Origin of the sequence: Bifidobacterium myosotis (assembly GCF_002259745.1) — a bacterium.
Classification (GTDB): domain Bacteria; phylum Actinomycetota; class Actinomycetes; order Actinomycetales; family Bifidobacteriaceae; genus Bifidobacterium; species Bifidobacterium myosotis.
Genome location: NZ_MWWW01000004.1, coordinates 188,082 through 203,830, shown reverse-complemented (window position 1 = coordinate 203,830; position 15,749 = coordinate 188,082). Strand labels below are relative to the sequence as shown.

General features: G+C 63.3%; 14 protein-coding genes and 3 pseudogenes. 7 read left to right on the top strand and 10 right to left on the bottom strand.

From position 1 onward, the window contains the following. Window positions 1–22 precede the first annotated feature (22 nt). The 5 genes and pseudogenes from rbfA (at window position 23) to ribF (ending at window position 3,930) form a co-directional block, all read left to right on the top strand. The gene (gene rbfA, locus BMYO_RS02400; RefSeq protein ID WP_094666977.1) at window positions 23–622 is read left to right on the top strand and encodes a 30S ribosome-binding factor RbfA; all 600 of its coding nucleotides are present in this window, start codon (window positions 23–25) and stop codon (window positions 620–622) included. A 112-nt stretch (window positions 623–734) separates the two neighbouring features. Beyond that, window positions 735–1,028, top strand: a pseudogene (locus BMYO_RS02395) (tRNA pseudouridine(55) synthase TruB); the annotation flags it as partial. Window positions 1,029–1,295: 267 nt separating this feature from the next. After that, window positions 1,296–1,496 (top strand): annotated as a pseudogene (locus tag BMYO_RS02390) (tRNA pseudouridine(55) synthase TruB); the annotation flags it as partial. A 219-nt stretch (window positions 1,497–1,715) separates the two neighbouring features. Further along, window positions 1,716–2,237: pseudogene (locus BMYO_RS02385) on the top strand (tRNA pseudouridine(55) synthase TruB); the annotation flags it as partial. A 418-nt stretch (window positions 2,238–2,655) separates the two neighbouring features. Further along, window positions 2,656–3,930 carry a bifunctional riboflavin kinase/FMN adenylyltransferase gene (ribF, locus tag BMYO_RS02380; RefSeq protein ID WP_094666976.1) on the top strand — a complete coding sequence of 425 codons (1,275 nt, stop codon included), beginning with the start codon at window positions 2,656–2,658 and terminating at the stop codon, window positions 3,928–3,930. 22 nt (window positions 3,931–3,952) lie between these two features. Here the strand turns inward: ribF and BMYO_RS02375 are convergent, their stop codons facing one another. The 7 genes from BMYO_RS02375 to radA all read right to left on the bottom strand — a co-directional run bounded on the left by BMYO_RS02375 (window position 3,953) and on the right by radA (window position 12,202). Then, entirely contained in the window at window positions 3,953–4,729 is a 777-nt protein-coding gene (locus BMYO_RS02375) for an amino acid ABC transporter ATP-binding protein (protein ID WP_094667069.1), read from the bottom strand. Between the two features lie 68 nt (window positions 4,730–4,797). Then, entirely contained in the window at window positions 4,798–5,688 is an 891-nt protein-coding gene (locus BMYO_RS02370; RefSeq protein ID WP_094666975.1) for an amino acid ABC transporter permease, read from the bottom strand. Between the two features lie 150 nt (window positions 5,689–5,838). Continuing rightward, complete coding sequence (locus tag BMYO_RS02365) at window positions 5,839–6,651, bottom strand: ABC transporter substrate-binding protein (protein ID WP_420807284.1); 813 nt, start codon at window positions 6,649–6,651, stop codon at window positions 5,839–5,841. 356 nt (window positions 6,652–7,007) lie between these two features. Continuing rightward, entirely contained in the window at window positions 7,008–7,457 is a 450-nt protein-coding gene (locus BMYO_RS02360; protein WP_420807283.1) for a cupin domain-containing protein, read from the bottom strand. A 102-nt stretch (window positions 7,458–7,559) separates the two neighbouring features. After that, a complete protein-coding gene (locus BMYO_RS02355; RefSeq protein ID WP_094666972.1) occupies window positions 7,560–8,954 on the bottom strand; it encodes an amidohydrolase family protein in 1,395 nt (464 codons plus the stop codon). A 66-nt stretch (window positions 8,955–9,020) separates the two neighbouring features. Next, on the bottom strand, window positions 9,021–10,502 hold the full coding sequence (locus BMYO_RS02350; protein ID WP_094666971.1) for an adenosylhomocysteinase: 1,482 nt from the start codon (window positions 10,500–10,502) through the stop codon (window positions 9,021–9,023). 188 nt (window positions 10,503–10,690) lie between these two features. Continuing rightward, the gene (gene radA, locus BMYO_RS02345; RefSeq protein WP_094666970.1) at window positions 10,691–12,202 is read right to left on the bottom strand and encodes a DNA repair protein RadA; all 1,512 of its coding nucleotides are present in this window, start codon (window positions 12,200–12,202) and stop codon (window positions 10,691–10,693) included. A gap of 242 nt (window positions 12,203–12,444) precedes the next feature. On the opposite strand from radA, the gene BMYO_RS02340 reads away from it, so the two are divergent. Together BMYO_RS02340 and BMYO_RS02335 are read left to right on the top strand one after the other, a co-directional pair. Beyond that, window positions 12,445–13,077 carry a hypothetical protein gene (locus BMYO_RS02340; RefSeq protein WP_169834018.1) on the top strand — a complete coding sequence of 211 codons (633 nt, stop codon included), beginning with the start codon at window positions 12,445–12,447 and terminating at the stop codon, window positions 13,075–13,077. 200 nt (window positions 13,078–13,277) lie between these two features. Continuing rightward, on the top strand, window positions 13,278–13,367 hold the full coding sequence (locus BMYO_RS02335; protein ID WP_004268639.1) for a 30S ribosomal protein bS22: 90 nt from the start codon (window positions 13,278–13,280) through the stop codon (window positions 13,365–13,367). Between the two features lie 135 nt (window positions 13,368–13,502). Here BMYO_RS02335 and BMYO_RS02330 read toward each other — a convergent pair whose 3' ends face one another. From BMYO_RS02330 to BMYO_RS02320, 3 genes are all read right to left on the bottom strand, one after another. Continuing rightward, window positions 13,503–13,937, bottom strand: a complete 435-nt coding sequence (locus tag BMYO_RS02330) for a hypothetical protein (protein ID WP_094666969.1) — start codon at window positions 13,935–13,937, stop codon at window positions 13,503–13,505. Window positions 13,938–14,178: 241 nt separating this feature from the next. Beyond that, window positions 14,179–14,754 carry an arsenate reductase/protein-tyrosine-phosphatase family protein gene (locus BMYO_RS02325; RefSeq protein ID WP_094666968.1) on the bottom strand — a complete coding sequence of 192 codons (576 nt, stop codon included), beginning with the start codon at window positions 14,752–14,754 and terminating at the stop codon, window positions 14,179–14,181. A 336-nt stretch (window positions 14,755–15,090) separates the two neighbouring features. Continuing rightward, window positions 15,091–15,651 (bottom strand): hypothetical protein, encoded by a 561-nt coding sequence (locus BMYO_RS02320; RefSeq protein WP_094666967.1) that lies wholly within the window; start codon window positions 15,649–15,651, stop codon window positions 15,091–15,093. Window positions 15,652–15,749 lie beyond the last annotated feature (98 nt).

Here is a 15,749-nt window from a genome sequence, read left to right as displayed (position 1 = left end):
ATATGTGAAAGGATTTTTGCCCATGGCAGGAACCAACCCCCGCGCCGCGCGTATCGCGGCACTAATTCAACGTGTCGTGGCCTCCTCCCTCGAGCGCGAGCTGCACGACAAGCGACTGACCAGCATCACCATCACCGAGGTCCGCGTGACCAACGATCTGCAGATCGCCAAGATCTACTGGACCCAGCTGGGCCACGAAGGCAAGGAGAACGGCGAACGTAAGCGTGCCCGGCAGGCGCTCGAGCAGGCCAAGGGCCATCTGCGTTCGCTGGTGGGCTCGAAGGCCGGCCTGCGACTGACCCCGCAGCTCCAGTTCGTGTTCGACGAGGTGCCCGGCGAGGCCCACGAGATCGAGGACATCCTGGTCATGGCCCGCAAGCGCGACGAGGAACTGGCCCGCGTCCGTGCGAACGCGCAATACGCCGGCGACGCCGACCCGTACAAGCACGACGACGAGCCGGCCGAGGATGATGACGACTTCGAGGATGACGATATTGAGGACGACGACATCGATGATGCCGGCGAGGACTTCGGCGCCGCCGATGCCGATACCGATACCGATGCCGAGGCGTCTGAGTCTGAGACGTCTGAGTCCGAATCACCTGAGCCCGACGAGCGGTAGATTCGCCTTTCCCTCCTATGAGAGGGATGACAGAATACGGACAGCGAGCAGCAGATCATGGCTGGCCTCCCTCTGCCGGGAGGTCGGCATTACCGATGACGGAGGGAGAGACATGCCGGAGGCGCAGCCCAGCGGCCTGTTCATCATCGACAAGCCCCAGGGCGTGACCAGTTTCGACGCGGTGGCCGCCGTGCGCGGCGCGTTGCACATCAAAAAGGTCGGTCACGCGGGCACGCTCGACCCGATGGCCACTGGTGCCTTGGTCATCGCGTTCGGCCATGCCACCCGACTGCTCAACGCCATCGTGGAGCACGACAAAACCTATGAGGCCACAATCCGACTGGGCCTGGCCACCACGACCGACGATGCCGAGGGCGATGTCATACTCCGCGAGAATGCGGATGCGGTCGCGTCGCGATGGCGGCAACTTGCGGCGGGCGGAGCCGTGCAGTCGGATGCAGCTGAATCCGGTGCTGCCAATCTTGGTTCTGCCAATCTTGGTGCTGTTGAGCCCGGTACCTCTGGAGATGACGGTACCGATACCGCTTGTGGAGCCGATTCCGGGGCCGGTTTTGGAATCAATTCCCGTGCCGGTTCCCGAGACTCGACGGCTGCGGTCGTTGCGCTCAGAACCACGCCTGCCACAAACGATTCGTCGGTTCATGGCGGTGTCTGGCATGACCTGCTGACCCGTACCATCGGCGAACATTTCACCGGTGATATCGAGCAGGTGCCCAACACCTTCTCCGCCATCAAAATCAACGGCCAGCGTGCCTACAATCTGGCCCGCGAAGGCAAGGACGTGGAGCTCAAGGCCCGGCCTGTCACCATCAGCGAGTTCACCGTGTTGGGCGTGAGAGTGGGCGTCGTGGCTGGGATGCGGCCCGACGAACCGTTGCAGGAGCGTGACATCGCGGGATTCCCATCCGTTCGGCCCTGCCCGTCCGGCTGGTCTGGCTCGGTTGGTTCGGTCAGGTCGGCCAATCATATCGGCGATTGCACTTGCACTGATGGTCGCTCCGATGGCTGTCCCCCGGCATCCGGTCCCGCTGATCCCGCCAGTTCCGCTGATCCCGCCAGTTCCTCCGGTTCCGACTCGGCGACCGGCGAAGCGACGGCCTCGAACATCGTTCCGATACCCGTCCTTGACGTGGACGTGCGCGTCAGCTGCTCTTCGGGCACCTATATCCGCGCATTGGCCCGTGACCTCGGCGAGGAACTGGGCGTCGGCGGCTATCTGACCCGCCTGCGCCGCACCCGCGTGGGGAGGTTCGCCCTGCCGGACGACACCAGTGGACTCATCACCCCCGAATCCTTGGCCGAAACCCGCACCCATACGGTGACGGCGCACGTCGAAACCAAGACGTTCACCAACCGTGAAGGACAGACCGTCACGCGCAACAAGTGCGTGCTGGACACGCCGGATACGATGGCCGGCGAAGAGCGGCGCGAATGGCTGCTCGACCGGGCCCTCACGATGGAACAGGCCGCCCGAGGCGCCATGCCGGTAGTGGAGATCACGGCCGAGGAGGCCGCCGAGCTACGATTCGGCCGTCGTATCGAACGGGTGCTGGCCAAAGGCGTGCAGGCCGTGGCCATCGTGCCGTCGGCGCATAGTCCGGCACATAGTCCGGCACATGATGAACCGGCCGTGGAGTCGTGCGATGCGACGGACACCGGGACGAATATGAATAACGATGCGTTGCACGGTCGAGCGGCCGAGCCGGTTTCCGCTGAGCCGCATGGTGATGCGGTGCACCCCTCGGGCGTTGCCAACGCGCCGCGTTGCGCGACAGCCGACGTGGTGGCCATCATCGAACGCGCGAACGCCCATCAGGCCAAACCCGCCACCGTATTCCCCGCCGCGTAGAGTGGACGCGGTTACAGTACGATTCAACGAAGGCGCTTCCGGCAGGCGAGCTTGCGGAAATCCGCAGGTAGCACCGGTCGGACGATGACCGGGTTCCGCCACGCATATCGCTGGGACCCCGTCGAACCGGATGCGCGGAACTTGAGAAAAGGAACTGCACGATATGAACATCACCTACCTGACCCCGGACGCCGAGGGCGAAGTCGCATGGCCCTCGTTCGACAATGACAAAAAAGCCGTGGCGACGTTGGGAGCCTTCGACGGCATGCATCTGGGACATCAGGCCGTGATCCGCCGTGTCGTGGAGTTGGCTCACCGGCATGACGCCTTCTCCGTGGTGATTCTGTTCGACCCGCGTCCGGCGTTCGTCCACGGCTGGGCCGCACGTCACGAAGGCGCCGAACCGGATAGCGCGGCCATTGACGCTGAAGCGCTGACCGGCATCGGCGAACGTCTGCGCCGTATGGAGGAGCTGGGCGTGGATCATGTGCTGGTGGTCCGGTACACGCTCGCCTTCGCCGCCAAGTCCTATATCTTCTTCCTTGGCCGGCTGACCGGCAAACTGGGCATGCGCACGCTGGTACTCGGTCAGGACGGCGCCTTCGGCAGGAACCGTGAGGGCGATGTGCAGCATGTGGCCAATTTGGCCGCTGCCACCGGCGTCTTTGAGCTTGACATAGTGGATGATCGCGGTCCGGGCGAGGTGCGCATCCCGCGCGATTTCAAACCCGAGATGCCCGCCGAGTGGGGAGAACCGGCCGATCCGCTGGCCGGGGCCACCAAGGCGGAGCGTCGCGCGTGGAGCAAGAAGCATCAGGCCAAGGCCATGCGCGCTTGGAGTTCCACCAATGTGCGTTACCTGCTGGCCCACGGCCGCATTCAGGATGCCAACGCCATCCTGGGCGAGCCGCACGCCATCGAGGGCGTGGTGGTACACGGCGAGGAGCGCGGCCGCACCATCGGATTCCCCACCGCGAACCTCGGCACGGATATCGAGGGATACATTCCCGTGGACGGTGTCTACGCCGGTTGGTTGGTCGATCTGGGGACTGCTTCTGAGCAGGAGACGGACGCCGAAGCCGGGCAGCCGGCACAGGCCGGGCCAGGGGAATCCACCCAGTCCGAAGCCGCGCAGGCACAATCCGGCACTGAAGTTGTCTCCGACGCCGTTCCCGAAGCCGGTACACAGGACCAGCCGCGCCGCTGGCCCGCCGCCATCTCCATCGGCACCAAGCCGACCTTCAGCGAGAAGACCGGGCTTCACGAGCGCGTAGTCGAATCCTACTGCATCACCGATGACTGGATCGACCTCTACGGGCATAAGGTTCGCGTGGAATTCGCCGGCTTCCTGCGTCCGCAGGTCAAGTTCGACGGCCCGGACGCGCTGGTCGATGAGCTCAAGCGCAACGTCGAGGAGACCAGGCGTTTGACCGCATAATACGGCCAGACGCCGAAGTCCACTAGTGCCGGAAGTGGGCGAAGAACTCGCGGGTCTCCGGGTCCTGGGATTCGTCCATCACCTCTCGCGGCGTGCCGTTTTCGGCGATGACGCCATGACGCAGCAGCACGATGCGGTCGGCGGCGTCATGGGCGAAGCTCATCTCGTGCGTGGCCATCAGAATCGTCGTGCCCTGCGACTTGAGCTCCGCGACCATGTTGAGCACTTCGCCCACCAGCATCGGATCGAGTGCGGAGGTGATCTCGTCCAGCAGCAGCAGTTCGGGATCGGTCATCAGCGCGCGTGCGATGGCCACGCGTTGCTGTTGGCCGCCGGAGAGCTGGTCAGGGTAGGACTTCGCCTTGGCTCGCATGCCGATACGATCCAGCAGCTCCAGCGCGCGTGCCTCGGCCTTGTCCTTCGGCCAATGATGCACCTTGACGGCGGCCAGCGTCACGTTCTTCAGCACCGACATATGCGGGAACAGGTTGAACTGCTGGAACACCACGCCGATGCGCGAACGGATCTTGTCCTGATTGGCGCGCGGGTCCGTGATGTCGGTGTCGCCAAGCCATATCTGCCCGTCGTCCACCTGTTCCAGCAGGTTCACGCACTTCATCAGCGTCGATTTGCCCGAACCGGACGGGCCGAGCAGGGCGACCACCTCGTGCGGTTGGATGTCGAAGGAGATGCCGCGCAGCACCGGGGTGGAGCCGAAGGATTTGCGCACATCGTCCAATCGCAGCACCGGCTTGGACGGCGTCGTGCCGCTGCCTTGATTCTGCTGTGCCGTGTTCATATCGTTCACCGTGGTTTCCATCGTCGTTGTCATTGTTCCGCCCATGGTCCCTTCCATGCCATGCATACTCACACCGTGCCGGCGCTCAGCTCACGCTTGCGCAGACGGGCCGTGTACCAGTCGTTGAGCAGGATGAACGGCACGCTCATGAGGATGAACAGCAGGCTCGCCACCACGTACGGCGTGAAGTTGTACGAGCTCGCCACTTCGATCTGGGCGGCGCGCACCGCGTCGACCGCGCCCAGCACGGAGATGAGGCCCACATCCTTCTGCATGGAGATGAAGTCGTTCATCAGCGCAGGAGCGACCTTGCGCAACGCCTGCGGGATGACGATCATGCGCGTGGTCTGGCCGGCCGTAAGACCCAGAGATCGGGCCGAGGCACGCTGCGAGGGATGCACGTCGTTGAAGCCTGCGCGCAGCACCTCGGCGACGTAGGCGCTGTAGCCCATGATGACGGCTATCGTGCCGAGGATAGCCGGATTGATGCGGCCGAACAGGCCGAGGCCGGGGATGCCGAAGCCGATGAGGTAGAGCACGACGATCATCGGGATGCCGCGCATGACGGTGGTGTACAGCGCGGCCAGCACGCGCAGCGGGAACATCACCGGGTTCTTGCTGGTGCGTACCAGCGCGATGAGCGTGGCGAAGATCGCGACGCCGATCACGGCCACGACCAGCACCTGGATGTTGAGCCACAGGCCGTCCAACGTCTCCGGCAGCGACTTCATGAAATACTCGGGGGAGAAGAACGTCTGCTTGACGCGTGGCCAGCCGGGGGACATCTTCAGTCCGGCGACGACGATGACGGCCAGCACGATGGTGCTGACGAGACTCGTGACCACCGACTTGAGCTGTTGCCGGCGCCGGTAGTCACGGCGGGAAAGTTCCACCTCGCTCACCGAAGACGTGGATGTCGTTTCGGCGGCAAGGTCATGCGTGGATTGCGAATCGACCATATGTGGATTCTATTGCAGTGTGCGAACCGGTTTGATGCCAGACGTCCATTCTGCGAGTCGTCTTGACGGCAAAGCCCGTTCCCGGCATGACGAGGCGATGGGGGACGGGCTTTGCTCTGCGATTCTCCGATGGACGTGGCGGCGCGGTGGTTACTTGAGCTCGGTCAGGTCGGTGGTGTATTCGGCCAGCCACTTGTCCTGCAGCTGCTTGAGGGTGCCGTCGGACTCGAGATCGTCCACGGCCTTGGTCACGGCCGCGGTGAGCTTGGAGTCCTTCGGCAGCACGATGCCCAGGCCGTCCTTGTCCTCCGAGCCGGCGATGCGGCCCAGCACCTTGGCGTCCTTGACCTGTTCGGACTGCACCATGTACACGCTTTCCACCGTGTTGGTGACCAGCGCGTCGATCTGGCCGGCGTCCAGCGCCTGGCCGAGCGCGGCGTCGTCGTTGAACGTCTGGATGTCGTCCTTGATCTTGTCCTTGACGATGGTGTAGGCCTGCGTGCCCACCATCACGCCGATCACGGCGTCCTTGAGATCGGCCAGCGACTTGGCGGAGGCGAACTTGCCGTCCTTTTTGACCACCACGGACTGCGTGTCCTTGTAGTAGCCGGAGGAGAAGTCGACGGCCTGCTTGCGCTCATCGGTGATGCCGAACTGCTGGATGTTGAGGTCCCAGTCCTTCGGCCCCGGCGCGATGGCCGAATCGAAGGTGGTGCGGGTCCAGACCACGTCGGCCTTGTCGAAGCCGAGCTTGTCGGCCACGTCGTAGGCGAGCGCGGCCTCGAAGCCCTCGCCGGATTCCGGCTTGTCGTTCATAACCCACGGCTCGTAGGCGGGGTCGCCGGTGGCGATGGTGAGCTTGCCCGGCGTGACGGTCTGCTGCGTGATGTCGGAGCTGTCTGCGTTGGTCGAGGCGGTGTCGGACGAGCCGCTGTTGGAGGCGCCGCACGCGGTGGCGAGCATGAGGGATGCCGCGGCGAGTCCGGCCGCGACGAAGCGGATGGTGGTTTTGAATGACATGGTTGCTCTCCTTCTTCTTCGTTGTCTATGTCGGTCGTATTTCGGAACGAGACGTACCGATTCCGGCTGAACGGAACCTCTCCTGACCCTTGTGCAACTGGCAACTATAACGTGCCTGCGTAAGCGACATGTTGCCGGGGCTATCGATTCCTATGATGGCCGGTTATCGATGATGGCTGGTCATCGGTTTGTTGGCTGATTGGCTTGGCCGTGTTCGACGAGCCGGTTGAGGATGGGGTGGCCTCTTGGTTATCAGCTTCCGGTTTATCCGTTCATCGGTTCATCAGTTTCTTGGCGGGTCACTCCAGAGTGAACCCCTCGAAGGTGAAACCGGGGGACACCACGCACGAGACCAGGGCGTCACCATGCCCGGGGACGGTGCGTTGCCAGACACCTGTCGGGACGACCGCATGGCCGACGGGCATGGCAGGCGTACCGGCCTGTGCGTCGATGCCTTGACCCAGCACGACGGCCCGCCGTATTGCGGGGTCGTCGGACGGGCTGTCCCCGTCACCGCCGAACTCCAGCGTGACCGGTGCGGGCCCGTGCCACAGCCAAATCTCGTCCGCGTCCACTTTGTGCCATGCACTGGCGTCGCCTTCCGGCAGCAGGAAGTAGATCAGCGACGCCAGCGGACGGCCGGTGGACGGTTCCGGCAACGGTGACTGCCAGTCTCGCCTATACCATCCGCCTTCGGGATGGGGTTCGAGGCTGAGACGGTCCACCAGGGAACGGGCATAGGGGCTCATGGCCTCCAGTGCAATGCTCATCAGGTCATCATCCTTCTTGTTACTTGTCATGCTGCAGCGTACGACTGTGCTCTATCGTGCGTCGCTCTATCATGTGCCGCTTTACCATGCGCCGTCGTTGTAGGCGATGCGGCCGGAGATCACGGTGGCGCGATTCGTTCCGGCTCCATGGCATACCAGCTCCTCGAGCGTGTCCTCGATGCCGCGCGGGGTGGCCACATACACGGGCACGTCGAAGAACGCCAGATCGGCCATGGCTCCGGCGTTGATCTGCCCGATGCGGCCGGCACCCACATGCATGCCGAGCTCCTGCGCGCCGCCCAGCGTCATCATGCGGATCAGCCGATGGGTCAGGTCGTCCTTCGCATAGCCCTGCTCGCGGGCCAGATCGTAAAGCACCGCCACATCGTCGAGTACATCCAGACTCGGCGAGCTCGACAGCGAATCCGTGCCGATGGCCAGCAGATTCCCTTCTTCAAGATATTCGCGGATCGGTGCGTCGCGACCGGTCACCGTGATTCGGTTCGATCGGGGGCACAACGCCACGCCCACGCCGCGCTGGCGCAGGATGCGTCGGTCCTCGGCGTCGGCCCACACGCCATGCGCGATATGCACATCCGGGCCGAGCGAACCGAGCTGGTCCAGGAATTGGATGGCGGACGCGCCCTTGCCCGCCTCCTTGAGTTGCTGGTAGCTGGTCCAATCATGGTCGCGCCAGGACGCTGTGGAATACGTGGATAGCGTGGTTTCGCGTTCGCCGGCCTCCATCGGCGTCTCCGCCAGATGGATATGCAATCGCATGTCAAGCTGACGCGCGATATCCGGCAGATCCACGAACGGCGCGGTCTCCAGCGTGTAGGGGGCGTGCGGGCTGATGCCGATGCTGGGCAGGTCCTCCTGACGCATACGGCCCAGATGCCGGACCAGTTCATGTACGCCGGCGTTGCGCCAGTCGTCGTTATGCCAGTCCATCACCTCCCAGTACGCCACGCCGTGCATGCCCTGCGAGGCCAGGGCCCCGGCCGCTTCGGCATCGGTGACGATGTCCGCCGCGGCGGTGGTCCCCGCCTCGACCATCATGCGCGCGCCCTGCTCGGCCGACGTCTTCCAGTCGCCTTCCTTGCACAGGCGCTCGTACACCGGGTTGAAACCGAGCTCCCAATCGCGGAAGCTGCTGTAGGAGCCGCGGCCGACCTCGGCCATGTTGGTGTATTGCAGATGGGTATGCGCGTTGACCAGACCCGGCGTGATGATGCCGTGCCAGTGATGCTCCTCGATGTGGCCGTGCGCCGACATATCCTGCTTGAGCGTATCGAGTACCCAGCGCCGCGTGCCCACATGCACCACGCGGCTGCCGGCCACCGCGACGGCTCCGTCCATGATCACCGGTCCGGTGACCGGGATGATGAGTGGTGCGCTGTATAGCGTCACCGAATCCAATGGGGCCGGGTGCGCCGCCGCATACAACGGGTCGAACGAATCGTCGGTCAGAGTCATACCTCCTTTTATACCGGGTGCCGTATGGGTGCCGACCATAGGCATGTCGTACGGCATACGGTTATGTCATACGGTGTCGTCGAATCGGGTGAGACGCCAGTCATAGCCGTTGTCGGCCGTGGCATGGCTGGCGGACAGACCTCGCGTGCGCAGCGCGATGGCGGCGATATGCCGGTCGGATGCCGCTGACAGACGATGCACTTGCGGCGGCAGACGATGCTGTCCGCTCCGATGCGCGAGCAGATGATGGACCGCACTAATCTGCACGGCGAAACTGAGATCCATGATCTCGATGGGATTGCCGCCGCCGGCCGTGTAGTTCACGCCGTCGCCCTGTGCCAGCAGCGTGAGCGTTGGGCCGTCGGGCACGACGATGGCGCTCACGGGTTGCGTGTTGTCGTGATGGAAACCGGGGATGTCATCCAAGGCGATTTCATTGGCGATGCCTCCGATGACCGACAACACCGCGCGCTCGCGCATGAGCCGCATATGCTCCACGGTGATGGTGTGCCGTACGCCGGTGGCCGAAACCGCGATGTCGGCATCGATGACGGCCTCGTCGATATCGCGGGCGTCGAATCCATCGAACACGGCCTTGAGCGCGGCAACCGGGTCGGTGTCACAGATGGTGACGTTCGCGCCGAGCGCGCGCACCCGCAATGCGAATCCCCGCCCGACCGGACCGTATCCGATCACGGTTACGGAGGCGTCTCGGAAGCAGTGCGCGCCAAGGAGCTGCTGCATGGTGGTGACGCAGGTCTCGCCGGTGCCATGCGCATTGTCGAAGCCGGTTTTCAGCACGCTGTCGTTGACCGCCACGACGGGGAAGGTGAGCGCGCCGGCGTCCTGCATGGCTTGGAAGGCGCGCACTCCGCTGGTCGTTTCCTCCGCCACGCCGATCAGGCCATCCAGCAGGGCCGGGCGCTTGGCTGCGGCGAGTCGGGCGAAACTGGCGCCGTCGTCGATGATGATATGCGGCGCGATCGTGTCGAGCAGCCGCAACGCCCCGGCCTGCGCCTGCTCGGCGGTCCATCGCGCATCGGCTTCGACGGTGATGCCTTCGCGACGCAGCTGATCCGCCACACGCTGGTCCGTCTCCGACGGATCAGCGAACACGCCGACCAGCGCTCCGGCGGCTTTCAGCTGGCGCAGCAGCACCGCCGTTTTCGGCTCCAGAACGAGACAGACGGCAATGCGCAGACCGTTGAAATCGGTGCCGGACCGCAACTCGGCCATCAGCGTGCGCATCACCGGCATGTACCGTTCGGCGTAATCGATCGCATCCTTGCCGCTCAGCGTCCGGGCGTCCTGCACATCCCGCACGCCCAGTGCAATGGAGGCCGTTCCTTCGGTGTCGACGTCGGCTCCGGCATCAACGCCATCGTCATCATCGGCATCGGCCGACACGGTCACGCCCCACTGGACGGCCGCATTCCGGAACACGGCCGTCGGTTGTTCCCGTTCCGGTCGCAGGCGCGACCCGGCCAGCGACCGGTTCGTTCGTTGGGAGTAGGTCATCGCCCATTCGGCGAAATCCTCGTCTGCCATGTCGCTTCCTTTCCTATGACTGTCGTGCTTTCTTAATGACTGTCGTGACTTGCGCGACTTACGAAGTCGTTGCATGCAACGTTATCGTCTATCACATCGAACCGAAAAGACCGGTGCGGCACACGTCGTATGCCGATGGAGCGAATCGCCGCCCATGGTGCGGCCCGCGCGGGTGCAAAGCAGTATGGTCATGCCGTCTCCTTGCGTCGTGCCGGCCGTGTGTTGGAGGACAGCCCCAGCGCGTCCAACGCATCCTGCAGCGTGCAGACCTCCACCAGCGTGCACCCCTCGATATGCAGGGGTTTTCGCAGAGGTGGCACCACGGCGGTGGTGAAGCCCAGACGCGCGGCTTCCCTCAGACGGTATTCCATACGAGGCACGGGTCGAATCTGCCCGGTCAGGGAAATCTCTCCGATCGCGCATGCGGTGCGCGGAAGCGGCTTCGACGTGGCGGCGCTCGCCAATGCGCCCACAATCGCCAAGTCGCAAGCCGGCTCCCGCGCCTGACCTCCCGCGATGGTGGAGATGTACAGATCGTTGGAGAGCAGGTTCATCTTGCCATGGCGGGACAGCACCGCGGCCAGCATGGCGATGCGGCTGGGATCCACTCCGTTGACCGCGCGACGCGGCGTCGGCAGCACGGACGTGGTCACCAACGCCTGCACCTCGACGGGCAGGCTCCGATGCCCGTCCAGCGTGAACGTCACGCATGTGCCTTCGACGGGTGCCGCGTTCCCCGCATCCGGACCACTGCCGGAAAGGAACAATCCAGCCGGGTCGGTGACCTCCTCGATGCCCTCGCCGCTCATGTCGAAGCATCCGACCTCGTCGGTGGGGCCGAAACGGTTTTTGACCGCGCGCAGCATCCTCAGCGCGGTTTCGCTGTCGCCCTCGAACTGGCAGACCACATCCACCAGATGCTCCAAGGTCCGCGGTCCGGCGATGGACCCGTCCTTGGTGACGTGGCCGACGAGAAACACGGGGATATCAAGGGTCTTGGCGGTATCGATGAGGGCGCTCGCCACCTCGCGCACCTGCGTCGAGCCTCCGGAAATGCCGTCGACCTCCTGCGAGACTATGGTCTGCGCGGAATCGACGATGGCCAATGCGGGGCGATGCTCCTCGATAAGCCCCAGCACCGTGGCCAAATCGGTGGTGGATGCCAGCAGCAGGTTCGGTTCCACGGCATTGATGCGCGAGGCGCGGAGCCGGACCTGCGCCTGCGACTCCTCACCGGAGATATACAGCACGGTACTGGAATGGCCATCGCCGGACACCGAAGCGGCGACGTCGTGCCGTGCGCCGTTGCGGGAAACGGATCGTGCCACATTGCCGGCCGTCTGCAGCAGCAGGGTGGATTTGCCGATACCCGGTTCTCCGGCGATAAGCGTGACCGATCCGGGAACCACCCCACCGCCTAGGACGCGGTCGAATTCGGAGAACCCGGTGCCCAGACGTTTCACGCTTTCCGTGCCGATTTCGGTGATCGGACGTGCCGCCGTGCGCCCGGTCGATGGCACGGCCACCGATTGCGTGCGTGACGTCCTGCCCGGTGCGGCCGTGCGCGATCCCGCGGCGGCACGGGCCTCGTGGAATTCCTCCACCGTGCCCCACTGCCCGCACTCGGGGCAGCGGCCGTACCACTTGGGGCCGTTCCAGCCGCACTCGGAACACACATACTGCACACTTGATTTCGCCATGCATTCACCCTAACCCCGAATGACGTGGCCGGTAAAATTTTACCGAAACGGACGAAGTCAAGCCGAAAACAACCGTTTGAGGATGTGTGGCGGTGATCAGGGGCGGCAGCTCGGCGCGGCCGGCTGTCGCCACACGAGGCGTGGCGGGATCTCCTTCCGATTCACGATACATTCACGCGGGAGGCGGGAAACGAGCTGAGCGAGGCTGTCCCGCGTCACGCCGCTGTGAGAGAATCGGGGACATGACTAACACCGAGAACTCTTCGACCACGCAGTCTCATGGCAAGCTCATCGCGGTGGTGGTTGCCGCCGCCGTCGTCATCATTCTGGCGGTGCTGTCGGCTTTCGTCTGGCCGGGCTGGGCCATCAGGAAGGATGCCGGCACGGCCGCCCCGAACGGCAGCAGCCAGCAGCAGTCCGCCGAGGCCGAGCCCACCACGCCGACCATCGAGGCCACCGCGCTGCCGGACGATGCCACCGAACTGCTCAAGGCCATGCCGGACAGCGTGCTCAACTACGCGCGCACTAAGGCGGAGGCGTCCACCACATGGAGCGCCGCTTCGCCGCTCGAAGAGTACACGTTGACCTACTCCACCGGCGACAAGGCCAAGGATGTGACGTTGGTCGCCGCGCAATGGTCCACCGCGGACAGCGCCAAGACCCAGTACGATGCCTTGGTGAGCGCCCAGACCGGTGACGATCAGGCCTCCGGCAACGTGAAGGTGTCCGGCAATGTGACCGGAGCGTATGTGGTCAAGGCCGATGCCGCCGATGCCAAGAAGTCCGTGGCCATCTGGCAGAACGATACGGTGGTGTTCCAGGCCACCGGCACCAAGGAGGCCGTCGAGCGCTTCTACCAGAAGTTCCCGATGTGATGCAAGCCGATTTCCGAGAGTACGGCCGTCCGGCCGTTTCCCTCTGAAACCCGCATGTTTCCTAGCATTCATGCAGGATTCATCCACGAGTGGATGGTGATTTCGACGACACAGGTATCATGTCGGTTTCGTCTGTCTGGTTGGATGTGTAGTATTGTGCGAGTTGCAACTTTTACGATTAATCGAAATGGAGGCTTCAGATGGGTTCTGTCATCAAGAAGCGCCGCAAGCGGATGAGCAAGAAGAAGCACCGCAAACTGCTGCGTAAGACCCGCCACCAGCGTAAGTAGTCTTACCTGCAATCAAGGCATGAAAACCCCGCAAACCTCAGTAGGTTGCGGGGTTTTTCGTAAGCACAGAGCCCCTGAATAGTAGGGGAGCGGCGGCGTGGCTCGTGCGAGTCCGATGCCGCCCTGGCGGCCCGATCAGGCGGCCTTCTTGCGTCCGCGGCGCTTCATGGTGCCGGCGGTAGCATTGGCCACGTCGAAGATCACGGTCTTGCTTTCCGGGTAGGCGGCGCCGGCCACGGACTGGTACGCCACTTCGCCTTCGGGGGCCTCTCCGACGGGCAGGTATTCCTTCACTGCCTCGACCAGCACGGGCTCCTTGACGCTTACGGATGCCGTCTGCTTGCCTTCCGGCTTGCTGAACTTGATCGCGTTGTCGGCCGATTCACTGGCCGGCGTGACGGCGATCTGCCGGGTCTTCCCGTTGATGAGCACCTTCACATACGCCGGGAAGCCCAATGCCTCGGCGGTGGCCTTGTTGAAACGGATAGCGGCATCCGTAACGGTCAACACCGTTTTGCCAAGCGGCTTGACCAGTTGCACTTCTTCAAATCCCTGCAGCAAAGAAGCCATGACACTCTCCTTAATGATTGACGTTATCTCGTGAATTCCGGTTCCGATTGTAACGTTTTTCATCTACGAATGACAAATGAAAAAAGTGGCTTCCGCTATATATATCGCGCGAAAAACTTTGCGGAACAACGTCGTGCGATTATCGCGTGATATGACTGTTGGTTACTGCTATCGGTGCCGCTATTGTCACGCAAGGCAACCGCATGAATAATGATTATCACAGTGGCTATTGTGCGGACGGTCACATGACCGTATCGGATGTTGAGGCCGTAGGCGAATCAAATATCATGTTGATTCCACGCTTGATTTCCGCATATACCCGCACGAATACTTCGCGTGATTGGCGGTGGGGGTCTGCGGTGTCGTTCGCTCGGGGAAGGAACGGCCGGATCATCGACATGGCGTCCAGCGTTTCGCGGATTCCGTCGTCATAAGGGGTGTCGATGGGCGAACCGTGATGATGCAGGTATTCGCATGCATTGACGAAATCGTCGAATAGCGCCGTTTTACGGACGGCGGATGGATTCCACCTCGATAATTCATTGATATGATTGCGCTCAAAACATAGGATTACATCCGCATTCGCGATGATTTCCCGATTGATGGACGTGGAACGGTGGCCTGTTGCGTCGATGCCGTCTTCGGCCAGTAATTCCACGGTCATCGGGTCGGCGGTGTGCGGTGGATATTGCAATGTGCCGGCGCTGGATACGGTGATATTCGTGTCGGTTCCGTGAGCTTTGATGGTCGCGCGCGTGAGATATTCGGCCATCACTGAGCGGCACTGATTACCGGTGCAAACGAAAAGAATGTGCATGGATATCCTTCGTAATGGCGAGTGTTGACAATGGAAATCGCAGTGGGTTGCGTCGGCGAAAAGCTGCGTCCGGCAATGGCAGGGGTACTCCGGAGATTCATGGTATGGAATCTGCCTCTCGGCGTCCTTCGCATATTCGGCGCAGTGTGATGCGCGGCGAATTGCCGAATGATGGATATGGCAAGGGCAATGAAAAACCGGGGAATCGTGAGATTCCCCGGTTTGTGAGGCGAATGCTGGGAGGATTCCACGGTCGATCTAGACGGTCCAGATGGTGCCGTGCCACAGGTCGTCAGCCGGCTGCTCTCCAGCGTTATTCCAACATCCCTAATGGGATCAGCGGCGCTGCCCGGCTCCCCGGCGGACAGCGAACAGCGCGAGGCCCGCGGCGGCCAGCAGCACGGCGGCCACGCCGTACGGCGCAATGGCGGCACCGGTATTGGCCGTGGTGCCGGACCCGCCGGCGTTACCGATGATGCCGCCGATGCCGCTGTCGCCATTACTGCCGGACTGGTCGCCGGTGCCGGTGGATGGCACGGTGATCTGCGCGGTGCGGGAGCCGGACTGCGCGCCGACCGCGGTCACGGTGATCGTCTGGCCGGCAGCCTGTCCTTCCTTGAAGATGTAGCGGAGGCTCAGCGAGCCGTCCGCGGCGGCGGTGAACGTGCGCTCGCCGATCTGCTGCACGTCGGCGACGACGTTGTCGTCCCATGTGACGGTCACCTGCTCGTTCGGCTGGAAGGCTCCGGCCGGGAACGTGACGGTGGCGGTGTTGCCGCTGACCGTCACGGAAGCGCCGTAGCCATCGCCATCCACGGCGAAGGCGGTGGCGGTGGCGAAGCTCAGTCCGAGCGCGGTGGCGATGACGGCCAGAATGGCCATGATTTTCTTAGTCATAGCTGTTGTTGTCTCCTTGGGATCGGGGGTCTGCCTACCGTGATTCAAACCGGTTCGGTATCGATGCCTGTGCTGGCGCAATGCCAAAGCGGGTGCTT